The following is a 16,284-nucleotide window of genomic DNA, read 5'->3' on the forward strand; positions in this document are numbered from 1 at the left end:
GGGGCCGAGGTTCACCCTCATGCTCGGCTCCACGATCATCGGGCTCGGCTACCTCCTCAGCATGGTGATGATGTCCGAGGTCTGGCAGCTCATCGTCGCCTCCTGCATCGTCAGCGTCGGTACCCGCCTCGACTACGCCGCGCTGCCCACACTCATCATGGGCGCGATTCCCCTGTCCGAGACCGCGGCCGCCACAAGCCTCAACACGCTGATGCGGGCCATCGGCAACACGGTCGCCAGTACCGTGCCAGGCATGGTCATCGCCCACATGACCACCGGCTTCCACGGTGTCGAACTGCCCTCGGAGAGTGGGCTGCGGACGGTGCTGGCGATAGGTGTCGCCGCCGCGGCCGTGGCCTTCGCCGCCGCGGCCCTCATCCCCCGCCCGCGGTCGACGGACACCGCTCCGGGCTCCCGACCCGTCGTGGAGACGGTCGCGGGCAGGCCCGACCTCTGAAACCTGACGGCCGAAGCCGACCGGAACACACCAAGACCGACCGATCACCAATGCCGCGACAACTCCCGGAAATGTGCGGCGAGTTCGGGGCCAGACCACCTGGCAGACGTCTGCTCCAGCGGGCCCGGGGGCATGACGCGATCGCCGTCAGCTTGAGCCTGCGGGCGTCGGACGTTCCTCAAGGTTTCTTCGGCTCTCCGGGCCGGCGTCGTCCTCGGCAGGGACAAGCAGGGACGGCGCCGTCTCCGGCAGGCGCCAGAGAACGGGCAAGGCCAGGAGAGCAATGCCGGCGACCATGATCCCGGGGACAAGACGCCATCCGGTGCCGTCTATCAGAGCCTGGGAGGCATACGGGGTCAGACCGCCGAAGATCGTCGTAGCGACCGTTGCCACAGCGAGCCCACTGAGTCGGCCGGCGACCGGGAACTGCTCCGGAGCGGAGGAGGCACCCACGGCGCTGACCCCGCCCGCTACGAGAGCCAGGACCACGGCTCCGACAAGGGCGAGCACGGTGTGTCCGCCGGTCATGAACGCGAACAGCGCCACCGGCAGGACCAACGACAGAACACCGAAGAACACGAGAGTGGGCCGCCGCCCGAGGCGGTCGGCCATCACACCGGCGAAGGGCGTGACGACGATGACTGCGGCGGAGGCCAGTGTCGCCAGCCGCAGTGCGTCACTTTCCGCGAAGCCGCCCACGGACGTGAGGTACGTGGGGACGTAGGTGATCCCCACGTAGTAGGTGATGGACCCCAGCGCGGAGATCGTGAACGTCCGGTACAGCGCAGGGCGTTGGGTTCGCAAGGTCCGCCCGAGCGGGCCGCGGTCGGTGCCGTGCGCCTGCTAGAGCTGCTCGAACGCCGGGGACTCCTGCATGGTGGAGCGCGCTATCAGGGTGCCCGCCGCGAGCAGGGCGCCGAAGAGGAACGGGATGCGCCAACCCCAGGAGTCCAGCGCCGGGCCGCTGGTCAGCGCGGTGGTCAGCGCGGCCGCGCCGACTGCGAGCAGCGCGCCGACCTCGCTGGCGGCGGAGGCCAGGGACGCGACCAGGCCGCGCCGCCGGGGAGGGGCGCCTTCGACGAGGTAGGTCATGACGCCGGTGTACTCGCCGCCCACCGAGAAGCCCATGACGCAGCGCAGCAGCAACAGCAGCACGCCCGCCGTGGAGCCGATCTGCTCGCGCGTGGGCAGCAGGGCCGTGACCAGCATGGCCACCGTCATGACGGACATCGAGGCCAGCAGGACCCTGCGGCGCCCCAGCCGGTCTCCGACGTGACCGAAGACCAGCGCGCCGAACGGGCGCATCACGTAGGCGATGGCGAAGACCGCGAGTGCGGTGAGGACGGACGAGGTTCCCGAGCCGAAGAACACCCTGGACAGCACGGTGGTCATGAACAGGTACAGCGTGAAGTCGTACCACTCGACCACCGTCGAGAACGCCGCGACCGCCATGGAAGAACGCGGCAGCCCGGCTACGCGGCCCGCCTCGCGCGACAGAGCGGGCGAGGTCGCCGGCGGAATGGAGGCAGAGGAGGAATCAAGATCCATGGTTCGGAGCTCTCGGGGAGGTCGGCGGCGTCCCCGACGGGGCGCGCCTGCGGGGACGAGCTGAGCTGCGGGACGTGCGGGCCTCGACGGTGAGGCGAGCCGTCAACGACCGTAACATCGATTCGATGTGAGTATCGATTCGATGTCGCATGTGAGAAGATGGCCCCATGCTGGAACTCGCGATACTGGGCTTCCTGGCCGAGGGCCCCCTACCGGGCCATGAGCTGCGCCGACGCGTTTCGGACCTGACCGGCTACACGCGCCCGGTCAGTGACGGCACCCTCTACCCGGCCATCAACCGCCTCGCGAAGGCGGGCCTGCTGGAACGGCGGGCCGATCCGCGCGCGGGTGCGGGCCGCTACATGCTCAGCCTGACCGAGGCCGGCCGCGCCGAAATGCTGGAGCGTCTGCGCAAGCCGGCCGACCACGAGATCACCGACTTCACCCGCTTCTACACGGTGCTGTCCTTCCTCTCGCACCTCCCTGACACCGCCGAACAGCACGCGGTACTGCGTCGACGCCTGACGTTCCTGGAGGAGCCGGTGAGCTTCTTCTACGACGGTGACCGGCCCCTGCGCGCCGAGGAGGTGGCCGACCCCTACCGGCGTGGCCTGCTTCTCACCGCCCGCGCGACCAGCCGCGCCGAACGCGCCTGGCTCCGCGAGGTCCTGGGCGAACAACCGCCCGAGAACCCCTGAAAGACCCCGGAGGTACCTCCATGCTCGCGTCCTGGTACGACCAGCAGGGCTCCGCCGCCGATGTCCTGCACGTCGGTGAACTGCCCGAACCCCACCCCGGCCCCGGCGAGGTGCGGGTCCGCGTGACCGTCTCGGGCGTCAATCCCGGCGACACCAAGAAGCGGCGTGGCTGGCTGGGCTCCTCGATGCCGTATCCGAGGGTCGTCCCGCACAGCGACGCCGCCGGCGTCATCGACGCGGTGGGCGACGGCATCGACGCCCACCGCGTCGGAGAGCGGGTGTGGGTGTACGGCGCCCAGTCCTACCGGCCCTTCGGCACCGCCGCCCAGTACACCGTCGTACCGGATCAGCAGGCTGTACGTCTCCCCGACCACCTCAGCGACGAGCTCGGCGCGAGTCTGGGCATCCCCGGCATCACCGCTCACCGCGCCGTTTTCGCGGACGGTCCGGTCGACGGCCGTATCGTCCTCGTCCACGGTGTGCTCGGCGGCGTCGGTTCCCTGGCCGCGCAGCTCGCCCGCTGGGGCGGCGCCACCGTCATCGGCACCGTCCGCCGCGGCGACGACTTCGCTCACGTCGACGCGACCGCCGTCTCCCACGCCGTCGCCCTGGATTCGGCCGACCCGGCGGCAGCGATCCGCTCGTACGCGCCGGACGGCGTCCACCGCGTCGTCGAGGTGTCCTTGTCGGCCAACGCCGACCTCGACAATGCCGTTACCGCGCTCGACGCCGTCATCGCCGCCTACGGCACCCACGCCGACCGTACCGAACTCCCCTTCTGGCCCCTGCTGTTCAACAATGTCACCCTGCGGCTGCTCGGCAGTGACGACTTCCCCGCCGTGGCGAAGCGACAGGCCGCGCGTGATCTGACCGCGGCCGCCGCGGTCGGCGCCCTCACCGTCGACGTCGCGGACCGCTATCCGCTGGAGGACATCGCCAAGGCCCACGAACGGGTCGACGCGGGCGGGCGGGGCAGGGTGGTGGTCACCGTCCCCGGCTGACCGGAGCACGGCCAGTGGCCGTGTTTTCAGGAGAGAGGCGTTAGTCCTGCGGTACTAATCGCGGCCCATCGATTCGATGCCACAGGGGGCAGGAAGCGCGGAAACCCGCACCTAGCTTGAGATCAAGGGCCGATCAGGCCCTGCTCACGTAATGATCTCTTCTCCTGGTGGGAGTACCCCGTGGCCACCTTCCTCTATCGACTGGGACGGCTCGCCTTCCGGCGACGACGGCTGTTCCTGATGTTGTGGATCGCCGTCCTGGCCGCCGTAGGCATCGGCGCCATGAGTTCCACCGGCTCCACCTCGGACAGCTTCACGCTGCCCGGCACGCAGTCCCAGAAGGCCATCGACCTGCTGCAGAAGGAGTTCCCGCAGGCCTCCGCCTCCGGCGCCACCGCCCGGGTCGTCTTCGAGGCCCCCTCCGGCCAGAAGCTCACCTCCGCCGCCAACAAGGCTGAAATCACCTCGCTGGTGGCCGAGTTGAAGGCGTCGCCGCAGGTGGCGAGTGTCTCCGACCCGTTCACCAGTGGTCTGGTCAGCAAGTCGGGCGACATCGCCTACACGCAGGTGTCCTACAAGGTCGCCAAGTCCGACGTCAGCAGCGCCGCGCACGAGGTCCTGAACAAGGTCGCGGCGGAGGGTGACAAAGCCGGGCTGACGGTCAGCATGGGTGGTGACGCGGTCGAGGACAAGGCGGCCAGCAAGGCTGCCGAACTGATCGGTCTGGCGGTCGCCGCGGTCGTTTTGGTGATCACCTTCGGCTCGCTGATCGCGGCGGGACTCCCGCTGCTGACCGCGATCCTCGGCGTGGGCGTGGCCGTCATGTGCATCACCATCGCCACCTCGTTCGTGGACATGGCCTCGGCCGCCTCGACGCTGGCTCTGATGCTGGGTCTGGCGGTCGCCATCGACTACGCCTTGTTCATCGTCTCCCGCTACCGCAACGAGATCCGCGACGGCCATGATCCGGAAGAGGCCGCCGGGCGGGCCCTGGGCACCGCCGGATCCGCCGTCGTCTTCGCCGGCCTCACCGTGATCATCGCGCTGGCGGGTCTGAGTGTCATCGGCATCAAGATGCTCACCTCGATGGGCCTGGCCTCCGCCTTCGCGGTCGCTGTCGCCGTGCTCATCGCGCTGACCCTGCTGCCCGCGATGCTGGGCTTCGCCGGGACGCGGATCATGAAGGGCAAGCTCCTCAGCCGCCGCATGCACGCCCTGGAAGAACGCGGCGAGGGCGAGGCCATAGGCGTGCGCTGGGCGCGCTTCGTCACCCGCAACCCGGTCAAGGTCCTCGCCGTCGCGGTGATCGGCCTGGGCCTGCTGACCATCCCTGCCATGTCCCTGCGCCTGGCCCTGCCCGACGACTCCATGAAGTCCCCCGACAGCACCCAGCGCGTCGCCTACGACACCCTCAGCAAGGGCTTCGGTCCCGGCTTCAACGGTCCCCTGACCGTGGTGGTCGACGCCCGTGACAGCAAGGACCCGAAGGCAGCCGCCTCGGACGCGGTGACGCGGATCAAGAAGCTGCCCGACGTGGCCGCGGTGCGCGACGCCGCGTTCAACGAGGCCGGAGACGTGGCCCTGATCGGGGCCATCCCGAAGAGCGCGCCGAGCAGCCAGGCCACCAAGGACCTGGTCAAGGACATTCGCGCCCAGAGCGGCACGTTGCACAACGACACGGGTGCCGACCTGATGGTGACCGGCACCACCGCCGTCAACATCGACGTCTCCACGAAGCTCGCCCAGGCCCTCATCCCCTACCTGGCGATCGTGGTCGGCCTGGCGCTGGTTCTGCTCCTGCTGGTCTTCCGCTCGATCCTGGTCCCGCTCAAGGCAGCCCTCGGCTTCCTCCTCAGCGTGGGCGCCACACTCGGCGTCGTCGTCGCCGTCTTCCAATGGGGCTGGCTCAAGGGCCTCTTCGGCATCCAGGAAACCGCGCCCATCGTGAGCGTCCTGCCCATCCTGCTGATCGGCGTGGTCTTCGGACTCGCCATGGACTACGAGGTCTTCCTCGTCACCCGGATGCGGGAGGAGTACGTCCACGGTGCCGAACCCACCCAGGCCATCGTCCAGGGCTTCAAGCACAGTGCCCGCGTGGTCACCGCGGCGGCGATCATCATGATTTCGGTGTTCTCCGGCTTCCTCCTCGACGACGTGGCACTCATCAAGTCCATCGGGCTCGGCCTCGGCTCCGCCGTGTTCTTCGACGCCTTCGTGGTCCGTATGACCATCGTCCCGGCGGTCATGACCCTGCTCGGGCGCCGCGCCTGGGCCCTGCCCAAGTGGCTGGACCGGGCCATGCCCAACGTGGACGTCGAGGGTGAGAAGCTGCGCCAGGCCCTGGCCGCCGAGAAGACGAGCACCGCACCCGAACCCGTATTCGCCGGCGTACCCGCGGGAGGCCACCAGGGCTCGGACAACCACGCGGCCCCGTCACTCCTCACCAGCGGCTCCGGCGCCGACGACTCGCACACGACGGGCTTCGCGTCACCGCTCCCCCGGCACCACCGTGGAAGGATCCCGGGACTGCCCGGCCTCGGACAGCGCCGCGCACGCGATGGCGACGCCGCCCCGTCTGCCGACACGGCCGAGCCGAAAGCAACGCCGACGAGGGGGCTGCGGAACAGACTGTTCCGTAAGAGCTAAGAGCTGACGGAGACGCGTCGCAACAGCGACCACTGCCGACCGCTGTTCGACCCCCGACCGGATCGGCCGCCTCCCACCGGCCGATCCCCCAGCCCCGCCCACCGGTCCAATCCCCCGGGACCGGAGGGCGGCCTCCCGACCCGTGAAGGACCCCCGTGACCACACCGAGCGCCCCCGCGGCCCCCGGCCCGGACAACCGCCGGGTCCTGGAGACCCTGACCAGCGATTCCGAACAGCGCGTGATCGCCTCGGTCATCTTCCGGCTGGCCGCGCTGCGGCGGGCCGACCGGGCCCACCCCAAGGTCCGGCACTGGGGGGTACCGGCCTTCTGCGCCGCGCTCGGCATCAACTCCTACCTCAACCCCTACAACACCGGCGACGTCCCGGCCCAGCTGGCGCTCATCGTCGCGTTCACCCTCCCCCTCCTGTGGCGGGAACGCCGGCCCATGCTGGTCTTCGCCCTGACCACCGCCGCCTCCGTGGTGGCCCTCCCTCTGGGAGTACTGACCGGAGCCGAGTCCGCACGGGTCGTGGCCCTGTTCAACGTCGGCCGCTACAGCACCCCCCGACAACTCGCCCTCGCCGTCGGCATCACCACCGTGCAGCTCGGAGCGTGGGCCGCCGTCTTCTGGCGGGGCGGCCAACTGGAACACGCCACACGCCCCGAGGTCGTGACCCTGCTGGCGATGACCGCGATGGCGGCGTTCGCCGCGCTGGGTCTGCTCAGTCGTCTGGCCATTGCTTCCATCGACGCCCTGAGGAAGGAACGCGACCAGCAGGCCCGCCTGGCCACAGCGCAGGAACGTGCCCGGGTCTCCCGGGAGATGCACGACATCCTCGGCCACACTCTCGCCGTCATCGTCGGTCTCGCCGACGGCGCCGCCGCCCTCGCCGAGAAGAAGCCGGAACGCGGGGCCCAGACTCTCCGCATCATCAGCACCAGCGGCCGTGACGCACTGGCCGAACTGCGCCGCCTGCTCTCCGTCATCGGCGAGGAGGACGACCCGCCGGGCGACAAGCCGCTCGCCCCGCAGCCCGGCCTGACCGACCTCGACTCGCTACTGGACCGCGTCCGCGCGGCCGGTCCCACCGTCACCCTGGACTCCCACGGCAACATCACCGACCTGCCTCCCGGGATCCAGCTCTCCGTCTACCGCATCATCCAGGAAGCCCTGACCAACACCGTCAAGTACGCCGCCCCCGACACCTCGGTCCATGTGTCCCTCACCGCCGACCCGGACGCCGTACGCGTCACCGTTGAGGACACAGGACCGGCCCGCACACCCTCGGCGAACCGTCCCCGCGCGGGCGGTGGCCGTGGCCTGGTCGGCATGCGCGAACGCGCCGCCCTCTACCAGGGCACCGTCACCGCAGGCCGCAACGCTCACGGCGGCTGGTCCGTCCGCGCCCTTCTCGTCCCCAGCCCGCAGCCCAACTCCCCGGAGAAGCACCCCTCATGACCACCGTCCTCATCGTCGACGACCAGGCCCTGCAACGGATGGGCTTCAACATGCTCCTGGAGGCCCAGTCCGACATGAACGTCGTCGGTGAGGCCACCAACGGCGGTGAAGCGGTCCGTATGACTGCCGAACTCCGGCCCGACGTCGTCCTCATGGACGTCCGGATGCCCGGCATGGACGGCATCGAGGCCACCCGCCGCATCGTGGAGTCCGGCGGCCGTTCGCGCATCCTGGTGCTGACGACCTTCGACCTCGACGAATACGCCTACGACGCCCTGCGTGCCGGAGCCAGCGGCTTCCTGCTCAAGGACGCCCAGCCCGACGAACTCGTCGCCGGGGTACGGGCGGTGGCCGCCGGCGACGCCGTCATCTCCCCGGGCCTCACCCGCAAACTGATCGACGCCTTCAGCGACCGCCTCCCCGGGCACAGCCCTCAGCAGCAGCGCCGACTCGACGACCTGACCCAACGCGAGTGCGAAGTCCTCACCGCCATGGCCACCGGCTGGACGAACCAGGAGATCGCCGAGCGTCTCCACCTCGCCGAATCCACGATCAAATCCCACATCGGCCGCATCCTCACGAAGATCGACGCCCGCGACCGCGTGCAGGCCGTCATCTTCGCCTACGACACCGGACTCGTCCGCCCGTCGTAAACCGCGCCCCGCCCCGCTCGCCCGACCCCCAAGGGCCACACCGACACCGCTCCATGTGTACCGCCACGTCCCCGCAGCCCAGCATCCGCAACGAAGAACAGGACACAGCAATGGGACCGTTGGCACGAACCGGCATGGGCGTGGCCCTTGCCTGCGGGGTACTGATCACCGCCGTCAGCATCGGACAGAGCGCCGACAGCAGCGCCAAGACCAAAGTGAAGGAGATATCCAAGGGGCCGTACGTCGCACTCGGCGACTCGTACACCTCGGGCCCCAAGATCCCTCCTCAGACGGGCACTCCGGCCGGCTGCGACCGCTCCGGCCGCAACTACCCGGCCCTGGTCGCCAAGGAACTCGGCCTGAAGGCTGCCGACTTCCGTGACGTCAGCTGCAGTGGCGCCACCATCTCCGACCTCACCACCCCTCAGTCCACCGGCAACGGCACCAACCCCGCACAACTCTCCGCGCTGACCACCGACACGCGGCTGGTCACGCTCGGCATCGGCGGCAACGACATCGGCTTCAGCTCGATGATCACCAAGTGCGTAGGCACCGGAACGCTCTTCAAACTGGCCGAGCGCATCACCGACATCACCGACAAGGCACCCTGCGCGGAGAAGTACACCTCCGGCGGCACCGACAAGGTGGCCCAGAAGATCCGCACCGCAGGTGACCGCCTCACCCGCGCACTGAACGAGATCCAACGCCGTGCGCCCGACGCCCGGGTCTACGTCGTCGGCTACCCGTCGATCCTGCCCGCCAAGGGCACACACTGCGGTCGCGGCCTGCCCATCGCCCCCGGCGACGTCACGTTCCTGCGCCAGAAACAGCAGGAACTCAACACCATGCTCGGCGAACGCGCGCGAGCCGCAGGAGCCACGTACGTCGACACCTTCACCCCGTCCGCCGGCCACGACGCCTGCTCCCCGGCGGCCACCCGATGGATCGAACCCCTCAAGCCCAGCAGCCCCGCCGCCATGGTCCACCCCAACGAACGGGGCGAACAGGGCATGGCCACCGCAGTCCTGAGCACCGTCAAGAGCTGAGGACACCACAGTCAGAGAGCAACGAGGCCATCGGGCAGGCAACTCCGGCCTGCCTCCTGCGCCCGCGACTCCGGTCGCGCGTACTCAAGCGGAGCGCGCGTCCGGTCCGCATCGGCCGTCCGTGGGGACAGGCGCCCGGTGCGGGTGAAGGGCCCGGCCACGATCCGAAAAATCCCGGGATCCGTGGCCGGAAGCCGTCGCCCACACCCCGAACTGTTTCATGAGCGAACACCTATGAAACGGCCGGGCGGTGCGGGCTCACGTCAACGCCCCGCCCCGAATGCCGCTCCTCAGATGCCCCGAAGCGGTGCAGGGCCATACACGCGGCCGGAAGGATGGTCGGCACGCACTCCTCGTCATCGTCGAAGACGACCTGCACGCCAACGGCCGCCACTTCCGCACCCTCGACTGCATCGTGCTCGACACCAGCGACGACATGTGCGGCGAACTGATCTTCACCGTGTTCGCCGCCATCGCCAAGTTCCCACGTCAGCAGATCGTCAAAGGCACCCGCGAAGGCCTCGACTCCGCCCGCGCCCGAGGCCGCGTCGGCGGCCGCCCTCGCGCCCTGACCTCCGAACAGATCACCGACGCCCGCATCCTGCTCGGCGCCGGACACACCCGAACCGTCGTCGCCGCCAAGCTACGCGTCTCCCGATGGACACTCAGCCGCGCCCTCGACACCGCGTCCCGCTGACGCCCGCCACCGGGTGCCAACGCTTGACCCCAGCGGACAGCCCCAGCCCCATGCGCAGATCGCGGATCGCGGATCGCGGATCGCGGAAGAGGACGGTCCAGTCGTCGCCTCAGTGTCCGTCGCGGACCAACGCCAACCCGCCGACCCGGGTCGTGATGCCCGCCGGCCCGCGTCGGGCCGAAGTGAGCACGCCGGCCGGTCGACCGAGGGTGTCGCCCTGCTCCACCTCGATCGCGACCGTCTGCGCCCCTGTCGTGTCGAGCAGGTGGGCGGCCGGGCAGCCGGTGCTGTTGGCGTTGGCGACGTCCTCGTCGACACCGATCGCCGGCGTGAACATCCGCGCCGCACCCGGTCGGTCGCCCACCGGCGGTGCGTACACGAAACAGCCGAGGAGCCCGTACCACTGGCACGCCGCTGTCAGCCTGCCGAGGTGTGGGTGGACTCGGAGCAGCGCCGACCGGTCGTGGACCGGTACCAGCATGCGTGGTACGCCGGGCGCGGCGATCAGTGGCGCGTCGGTCGGATGCGGGTCGTCCGCGGTGAGCCCGAGCGCGGCGACGATCGCGGCGCGCTCGTCCGGTGCCGGGTGACGCAGCGCGACGAGGCCCTGGTCGAACCACACCTCGATGCCGGCGGGGCGGCGGATCGCGACGGTGTCGAACGTGCGCCCGCCGGTGTGTTGGCGGTCGTTCAGCTCGCCCAGCGCGGTGCGGGTCAACCGGACGGCCTGCGCGGCAATGGTGCCGTGGCCGCAGCCGGACAGTTCGGCGGTGGCGGTGAAGAACCGGACCGGCCAGCCATCGTCCGGCGTCCGCCCCGGGCCGAGGAACGCCGCGTGCGAGGTGCCGTCCGCAGCAGCGACCGCACGCCGGTCCGCGTCCGTCGCCGCCGGGTCGTCGTCGGTGACGGGCGTGGCGCTGCCGCCCCGGCCGTCGCGCCGCACGCACGCATCAACCACCGTGACATCCGGCCAGGACATCGGCCCACCTTTGACGCTCAACGAACCGGCACCCGCGAACGGCGTCCGCCGATGGCCGGACCTGGCCGCAACGGCCGACCGAACGCGTCCCGGAGCGTGCCGGCCTGCCTCAGCCGGTGCCGTCCTGCACCGGATAGTGGATGACGACCGCACCGCCGGTGGCGTAGTTGGCGACATCGGCGGCCACCCGCCGGCCTTGCGGCGACGCCCGCGCCGCGGCCATGGCGGCGGCGTCGGCGAAGTCGCCTTCGAAGACCGCGAAATACGGCGCTTCTCCCTTGGTCGCCGCCACGTCGAAGCTGTAGCGCCACGCAAGCAGGCCGGGCCAATTCATGACCAGTGGAAGGTGGTTGGTCACGTAGTAGTCGCGGAAGTGGTCAGGGTCGGCGGGCTTGGAATACAGGACCACCAACTTATGCATGACGACCTCCGTCGAGAGGCGAGACCGTAACTCTCCGGGTGACCTGGGAGCTCCTGCCAAGAACTGCCGCCGACCTCGCCAGGTGCGGAGTATCGGGATCCGGGTGAGGACGGAAGTCGAGCGCACCGGGCTGGGTTGCCGCGGCCTTCGCGAGAGGCGTGAGGGCGGACTCGAAATCGGCGGTGTGCGTGAGCGCGATGTCTAATCCTGCGGTCAGTTGAATCGTCATATGCGCAGGTTAGGGCTTGATGTGCGGTCGGGGGAAAGACCGGTACGGGATAGACTCAGAACGGATCGTTATCAATCGGCAGGGAGGGCACGTGGCGCCGGATACGGTGAGCCTGCGTTACTTCCTGGTGCTGGCGCAGGAGTTGAACTTCACCCGCGCGGCCGCACGGATCGGTATCGCACAGCCCGCACTCAGCGCCCGGATGCGCCGATTGGAGACGGAACTCGGTACGGCCCTGCTGGTCCGCAACACGCGTAGCGTCGTATTGACCACGGCCGGTGCGGCTTTGGCGGAGTCCGCGCCGCCCGCGCTGGCGGCGCTGGACCGGGCATGGGACACCGCCCGGAGCGCGGCGGCCGGTGAACTGGGCACGCTGCGCATCGGATACAGCCTCAGCGTCGGGGCCGAGACGGCACCGGCCCTGGTGGACAGGCTGATTCGCGGCAACAGCGGACTCGAGGTCGGCGCGGTCCCGATGGCGACACCGGAGATCTCCCCCGCGGTCGCCGACGGCCGCATCGATGCCGGGATCACCCGCGGTGAACAGCCGGGCCGTGGCGTGCGCCGGTTCCTGCTGCGGCGTGAGCGCGTCGGGGTCCAGCTGGCGCAGCACCATCCGCTGGCCGAACACCCGGAGATCGAGATCGCCGACGCGGCCGCGTATCCGCTGCGACTCCTGGACCGTGCGGCCAACCCCGTGATCCACGATCAGCTGTCCGCACTGTTCCGAGACACCCGACCACACCCCCGGTTCCACACGCCCGCAGTCTCTTTCGACATGTCTCAGCGCGACCTGCGCGACGGGGTCACCCTCGCCCCGGCCGGAGAAGCCGCGGTCACGGCATCACCGGCCGGTCTCACCTGGCGACCGCTGCGGGGCGCGCCCAGCCTGACGATCCACCTGGTCCTCCCACGCGAGCAGTCGCCGCTACACCGCCGCATCCGTGCCCTCGCCAAAACCCTGGCGCACGAGCTGCACTGGCTGCCGGACTGACGCGCAAGAGGTCAAGCAAGACGGACGTCTGCGGTGGCGAGGCCAAAGAGCTTGCGCCGGGCGGCCGTGGTGACGGCGAACTCGCGTTCGGTCGGCGCGAACCGGGCCACCGCGTCGACCTCGCGCACCACGGTCGCCGGATTGTGCGGGCGCCCGGTGTTCCGCGGGACCTCACGGGTCTCGTAGTACGTCGTGATGAGCACACCTCCGGCGAACGCCAGCTGGTTCTCCTCCAGGTCCGCGAGGTGCTCGACGATTGCGGTGCGGTCGCGTGCGACGTAGGCGCGCGTCAGGTCGAGGGCGCGCCACGCGGCCTCGACCTGACGCGGGTCGGTGCGGTCGGCGAAGTCCTTCATCGTGGCTCCGTGGTCGATCGGGCGGAGGGGGTAGTGCGGGGGTGGGGCACGGCAGTGAGCAGCCCCAGGTCGAGGCGCTCGTCCATGTCGAGGCGGAACGTGCCCTACGGGTTGACGTTGGACCAGAACAGGGCGGTCAGGCCGCGCCGGTCCTCGCCGGTGAGCTTCTTCGCCCACGCCGGCTCGGCCGGGACCTGCTGCGCCAGCAGGGTGTTGACATGCACGAGCGCGGACCGGAGCAGGTGCAGGGCGAGCATCGACGTCTCGGCGTGCTCCGTGTCCGGGCCGGTCAGGGCGCCGACCTTGCCGTAGTGGAGCACCATGTTCGCGCCGAGTCCGAGCGCGAGCAAACCCGACTCGTGTCGTCGTGGCGGAGCACCGACTGTCTTGTCACGGCCCAGCGGCTATCTCGATCACGCAGAATCCTGGTGCCAACCATCCGCAGTATGTGACAACTGGAGTCCGTGGTCACAGCGGGCTAACGCCGCACCCTCGGCATCCCCAGCCCGATCCACGAGATGATCTCCCGCTGGATCTCGTTGTTGCCGCCACCGAACGTGAAGATCACGGCGGAGCGGTAGCCGCGTTCCAGTTCGCCGTGCAGGACGGCGCCTGCGGAGCCTTCCTGCAGGGCGCCGGCCGCGGCGACGATCTCCATGAGCCAGGCGTACGCGTCGCGGCGGGCCTCGGAGCCGTAGACCTTGACGGCGGAGGCGTCCTGGGGGGTGAGGGCGCCTTCCTGGACGGCGTTCACCATCTGCCAGTTGAGGAGTTTCATCGCGTCGAGCCTCGCGTGGGTGCGGGCGAGGAGGCGGCGGACCCAGGGGAGGTCGACGACGCGGCGGCCGTCGGCGAGTTTGGTCTCCATGGCCCAGTGCTGGACGTCGTGCAGGGCGCGGATGGCCATCGTGCCGTGGGCGGCGAGGGTGACGCGTTCGTGGTTGAGCTGGTTGGTGATCAGGCGCCAGCCCTGGTTCTCCTTGCCGACGCGGCGGGTGACGGGGACGCGGATGTTCTCGTAGTAGCTGGCGGTGGTGTCGTGCGAGGCGAGGGTGTTGATCACCGTGCAGGAGTAGCCGGGGTCGGCGGTCGGTACCAGGAGCATGGTGATGCCCTTGTGCGGCGGGGCGTCCGGGTCGGTGCGGACGGCGAGCCAGACCCAGTCGGCGGTGTCGCCGTTGGTGGTCCAGATCTTCTGCCCGTTGACGACGTATTCGTCGCCGTCCCGTACGGCGCGTGTCTTGAGCGCGGCGAGGTCCGTGCCGGCCTCGGGCTCGCTGTAGCCGATCGCGAAGTCGATCTCGCCGGAGAGGATCTTCGGGAGGAAGTACGCCTTCTGCTCGTCGGTACCGAACTGCATGATCGTCGGGCCGACGGTGTTGAGGGCCATCAGCGGCAGCGGTACGCCGGCCTGCGCGGCCTCGTCGAAGAAGATGAACTGCTCCATCGGCGTCAGCCCGCGCCCGCCGTACTCCTCGGGCCAGCCGACACCGAGCCAACCGTCCGTGCCGAGCCGGCGGATCGTCTCGCGGTAGTAGCGCTTCTGGGCGGCCGGGTCGGCGTAGCGGGAGTAGACGTGGTCGGGCACCAACTCGGCGAAGTAGGCGCGCAGTTCGTTACGCAGCCGCTGCTGCTCGGGCGTGTATTCGAGATGCACGGCGCCTCCAGGCTCCCCAAGGCCGGTCCTGACGGCGCACACCGTAGAACGTGTTCCAGAAATTGGGAATGGCGAGGCGGCGATGCCGGGCAAGAAGGCGCAACTGCCCGTCAGTTCAACGTGGTCAAGAACTCCTCGCACGCCCGCGCACAGTCCCGGCAGGCCCGCGCGTCCGCCTCCGCGCCCGGCCACTCGTCGAAGACCTGCGCGCATTCCAGGCAGACGAGCAGGCACCACTTGGTCTGGAGGCGGAGGGCGGGCTCGTCCTGGAGGTGCTGTTCGGCGAGCATGCGGCAGGTCGCGTCGCAGACCTCCGCGCAGAGGAGCGCCTTGCTTCGTACGCGTGCCTCGTGGTCGATGGCGTCCGGATCCGAGCGGCTGACGCGCAGGACGCAGGCCCGCGCGCACTCGGTGCAGGCCTGGGCGCAGGCGAAGCGGTCCTCCAGGAACCGGACGAGTTCCTGCTGGGTTGTCATCGCTGTCACGGAGTTCGGGTTGCCGCCGGCGCCCGCCGCAAACCCGGTACGGCGGGCGTCCGGGGTGCGCGGGAGTCCGCCGGTCAGTACGGTGCTGTCCAGGTGTTCGACCTTGGACACGAGCAGACTGCGCACGTCATCGAGGGGTTGAGGCGGCATGGCCGGCAAGAAGGCGGCAAAGCTGCCGCGCGGGACGTACGAGACCGAACTGCTGCGCCTGCAGACGGAGTTGGTCAAGCTCCAGGAGTGGGTGCGGGCCGAGGGCACCCGGCTGGTGATCGTGTTCGAGGGCCGGGACGCGGCGGGCAAGGGCGGCACCATCAAGCGCGTGTCGGAGCATCTCAACCCGCGTGTCGCCCGGATCGCCGCGCTGCCGAAGCCGACCGACCGGCAGCGCACCCAGTGGTACTTCCAGCGGTACGTCGAGCATCTGCCGGCCGCCGGGGAGATCGTGCTGTTCGACCGCTCCTGGTACAACCGGGCCGGCGTCGAGCGCGTGATGGGCTTCTGCACCAAGGAGGAATACCAGCTGTTCCTGCGCCAGTGCCCCATCTTCGAGCGGATGCTCGTGGAGGACGGGATCGTGCTGCGCAAGTACTGGTTCTCGGTGAGCGACGCCGTGCAGCAGGACCGGTTCCGGCGCCGCCTGGAGGATCCGCTGCGGCGCTGGAAGCTCTCGCCGATGGACCTGGAGTCCATCACCCACTGGGAGGACTACTCCCGGGCCAAGGACGAGATGCTGGTGCACACCGACATCTCGGAGGCCCCGTGGTACGTCGTCGAGAGTGACGACAAGCGCAAGGCCCGCCTGAACATGATCGCCCACCTGCTCGACTCGCTCCCCTACCACGAGGTGTCCCCGCCGGTCCTCGAACTCCCGCCCCGCCCGCCGTCCACCGGCTACGAACGCCCGCCCCGCGACCTGCAGACCTACGTCCCGGACCACGCGGCGAGCCTCTGAGCCGG

General features: G+C 69.8%; 16 protein-coding genes and 1 pseudogene. 10 read left to right on the top strand and 7 right to left on the bottom strand.

Annotated features, from left to right (window positions below):
• Positions 1 to 19: 19 nt before the first annotated feature.
• On the top strand, positions 20 to 457 hold the full coding sequence (locus tag OO70_RS07955) for an MFS transporter (RefSeq protein ID WP_043666105.1): 438 nt from the start codon (positions 20 to 22) through the stop codon (positions 455 to 457).
• A gap of 147 nt (positions 458 to 604) precedes the next feature.
• Here OO70_RS07955 and OO70_RS56630 read toward each other — a convergent pair.
• Positions 605 to 2,005, bottom strand: a pseudogene (locus OO70_RS56630) (MFS transporter).
• Between the two features lie 167 nt (positions 2,006 to 2,172).
• Between OO70_RS56630 and OO70_RS07965 the strand changes: the two are divergent.
• The 7 genes from OO70_RS07965 to OO70_RS07995 all read left to right on the top strand — a co-directional run bounded on the left by OO70_RS07965 (position 2,173) and on the right by OO70_RS07995 (position 10,206).
• The gene (locus tag OO70_RS07965; protein ID WP_043666109.1) at positions 2,173 to 2,703 is read left to right on the top strand and encodes a PadR family transcriptional regulator; all 531 of its coding nucleotides are present in this window, start codon (positions 2,173 to 2,175) and stop codon (positions 2,701 to 2,703) included.
• A 20-nt stretch (positions 2,704 to 2,723) separates the two neighbouring features.
• On the top strand, positions 2,724 to 3,704 hold the full coding sequence (locus tag OO70_RS07970; protein WP_043666112.1) for an NADPH:quinone reductase: 981 nt from the start codon (positions 2,724 to 2,726) through the stop codon (positions 3,702 to 3,704).
• A gap of 180 nt (positions 3,705 to 3,884) precedes the next feature.
• Positions 3,885 to 6,350 (top strand): MMPL family transporter, encoded by a 2,466-nt coding sequence (locus tag OO70_RS07975; RefSeq protein ID WP_051740864.1) that lies wholly within the window; start codon positions 3,885 to 3,887, stop codon positions 6,348 to 6,350.
• 155 nt (positions 6,351 to 6,505) lie between these two features.
• Positions 6,506 to 7,810 carry a sensor histidine kinase gene (locus OO70_RS07980; RefSeq protein ID WP_043666115.1) on the top strand — a complete coding sequence of 435 codons (1,305 nt, stop codon included), beginning with the start codon at positions 6,506 to 6,508 and terminating at the stop codon, positions 7,808 to 7,810.
• A complete protein-coding gene (locus OO70_RS07985; protein WP_043666117.1) occupies positions 7,807 to 8,463 on the top strand; it encodes a response regulator in 657 nt (218 codons plus the stop codon). Before OO70_RS07980 ends, OO70_RS07985 begins: the two co-directional genes overlap by 4 nt.
• 110 nt (positions 8,464 to 8,573) lie before the next feature.
• The gene (locus tag OO70_RS07990) at positions 8,574 to 9,509 is read left to right on the top strand and encodes an SGNH/GDSL hydrolase family protein (RefSeq protein WP_043666120.1); all 936 of its coding nucleotides are present in this window, start codon (positions 8,574 to 8,576) and stop codon (positions 9,507 to 9,509) included.
• A 307-nt stretch (positions 9,510 to 9,816) separates the two neighbouring features.
• The gene (locus OO70_RS07995) at positions 9,817 to 10,206 is read left to right on the top strand and encodes a recombinase family protein (protein WP_051740867.1); all 390 of its coding nucleotides are present in this window, start codon (positions 9,817 to 9,819) and stop codon (positions 10,204 to 10,206) included.
• A 109-nt stretch (positions 10,207 to 10,315) separates the two neighbouring features.
• Here the strand turns inward: OO70_RS07995 and OO70_RS08000 are convergent, their stop codons facing one another.
• Together OO70_RS08000 and OO70_RS08005 are read right to left on the bottom strand one after the other, a co-directional pair.
• Entirely contained in the window at positions 10,316 to 11,185 is an 870-nt protein-coding gene (locus tag OO70_RS08000; RefSeq protein ID WP_051740870.1) for a PhzF family phenazine biosynthesis protein, read from the bottom strand.
• Between the two features lie 109 nt (positions 11,186 to 11,294).
• Positions 11,295 to 11,606 carry an EthD family reductase gene (locus OO70_RS08005; protein ID WP_043666123.1) on the bottom strand — a complete coding sequence of 104 codons (312 nt, stop codon included), beginning with the start codon at positions 11,604 to 11,606 and terminating at the stop codon, positions 11,295 to 11,297.
• A 320-nt stretch (positions 11,607 to 11,926) separates the two neighbouring features.
• On the opposite strand from OO70_RS08005, the gene OO70_RS08010 reads away from it, so the two are divergent.
• Positions 11,927 to 12,829: a LysR family transcriptional regulator gene (locus tag OO70_RS08010; RefSeq protein WP_043666125.1), complete on the top strand. Its 903-nt coding sequence runs from the start codon at positions 11,927 to 11,929 to the stop codon at positions 12,827 to 12,829.
• Positions 12,830 to 12,840: 11 nt separating this feature from the next.
• On the opposite strand, the gene OO70_RS08015 is transcribed toward OO70_RS08010, so the two are convergent.
• The 4 genes from OO70_RS08015 to OO70_RS08030 all read right to left on the bottom strand — a co-directional run bounded on the left by OO70_RS08015 (position 12,841) and on the right by OO70_RS08030 (position 15,318).
• Positions 12,841 to 13,185, bottom strand: coding sequence for a hypothetical protein (locus OO70_RS08015; protein WP_051740873.1), 345 nt, complete (start codon positions 13,183 to 13,185; stop codon positions 12,841 to 12,843).
• 104 nt (positions 13,186 to 13,289) lie between these two features.
• Positions 13,290 to 13,535, bottom strand: coding sequence for a Tn3 family transposase (locus OO70_RS53655; RefSeq protein WP_199827272.1), 246 nt, complete (start codon positions 13,533 to 13,535; stop codon positions 13,290 to 13,292).
• Between the two features lie 128 nt (positions 13,536 to 13,663).
• Positions 13,664 to 14,842, bottom strand: coding sequence for an acyl-CoA dehydrogenase family protein (locus OO70_RS08025; RefSeq protein ID WP_043666127.1), 1,179 nt, complete (start codon positions 14,840 to 14,842; stop codon positions 13,664 to 13,666).
• Between the two features lie 110 nt (positions 14,843 to 14,952).
• Positions 14,953 to 15,318 (bottom strand): ferredoxin, encoded by a 366-nt coding sequence (locus tag OO70_RS08030; RefSeq protein ID WP_043666826.1) that lies wholly within the window; start codon positions 15,316 to 15,318, stop codon positions 14,953 to 14,955.
• A 157-nt stretch (positions 15,319 to 15,475) separates the two neighbouring features.
• On the opposite strand from OO70_RS08030, the gene ppk2 reads away from it, so the two are divergent.
• Positions 15,476 to 16,279 (top strand): polyphosphate kinase 2, encoded by an 804-nt coding sequence (ppk2, locus tag OO70_RS08035; protein WP_043666129.1) that lies wholly within the window; start codon positions 15,476 to 15,478, stop codon positions 16,277 to 16,279.
• The last annotated feature ends 5 nt before the right edge of the window (positions 16,280 to 16,284 follow it).

It is taken from the genome of Streptomyces xylophagus, from assembly GCF_000716435.1.
Taxonomy (GTDB): domain Bacteria; phylum Actinomycetota; class Actinomycetes; order Streptomycetales; family Streptomycetaceae; genus Streptomyces; species Streptomyces xylophagus.

Bases quoted from the DNA above. Each gene is read 5' to 3' on its own strand.
- OO70_RS07955 (WP_043666105.1), top strand. From the start codon at position 20: ATGCTCGGCTCCACGATCATCGGGCTCGGCTACCTCCTCAGCATGGTG.
- OO70_RS07965 (WP_043666109.1), top strand. From the start codon at position 2,173: ATGCTGGAACTCGCGATACTGGGCTTCCTGGCCGAGGGCCCCCTACCG.
- OO70_RS07970 (WP_043666112.1), top strand. From the start codon at position 2,724: ATGCTCGCGTCCTGGTACGACCAGCAGGGCTCCGCCGCCGATGTCCTG.
- OO70_RS07985 (WP_043666117.1), top strand. From the start codon at position 7,807: ATGACCACCGTCCTCATCGTCGACGACCAGGCCCTGCAACGGATGGGC.
- OO70_RS07990 (WP_043666120.1), top strand. From the start codon at position 8,574: ATGGGACCGTTGGCACGAACCGGCATGGGCGTGGCCCTTGCCTGCGGG.
- OO70_RS08000 (WP_051740870.1), bottom strand. From the start codon at position 11,185: ATGTCCTGGCCGGATGTCACGGTGGTTGATGCGTGCGTGCGGCGCGAC.
- OO70_RS08005 (WP_043666123.1), bottom strand. From the start codon at position 11,606: ATGCATAAGTTGGTGGTCCTGTATTCCAAGCCCGCCGACCCTGACCAC.
- OO70_RS08015 (WP_051740873.1), bottom strand. From the start codon at position 13,185: ATGAAGGACTTCGCCGACCGCACCGACCCGCGTCAGGTCGAGGCCGCG.
- OO70_RS08030 (WP_043666826.1), bottom strand. From the start codon at position 15,318: ATGACAACCCAGCAGGAACTCGTCCGGTTCCTGGAGGACCGCTTCGCC.
- ppk2 (WP_043666129.1), top strand. From the start codon at position 15,476: ATGGCCGGCAAGAAGGCGGCAAAGCTGCCGCGCGGGACGTACGAGACC.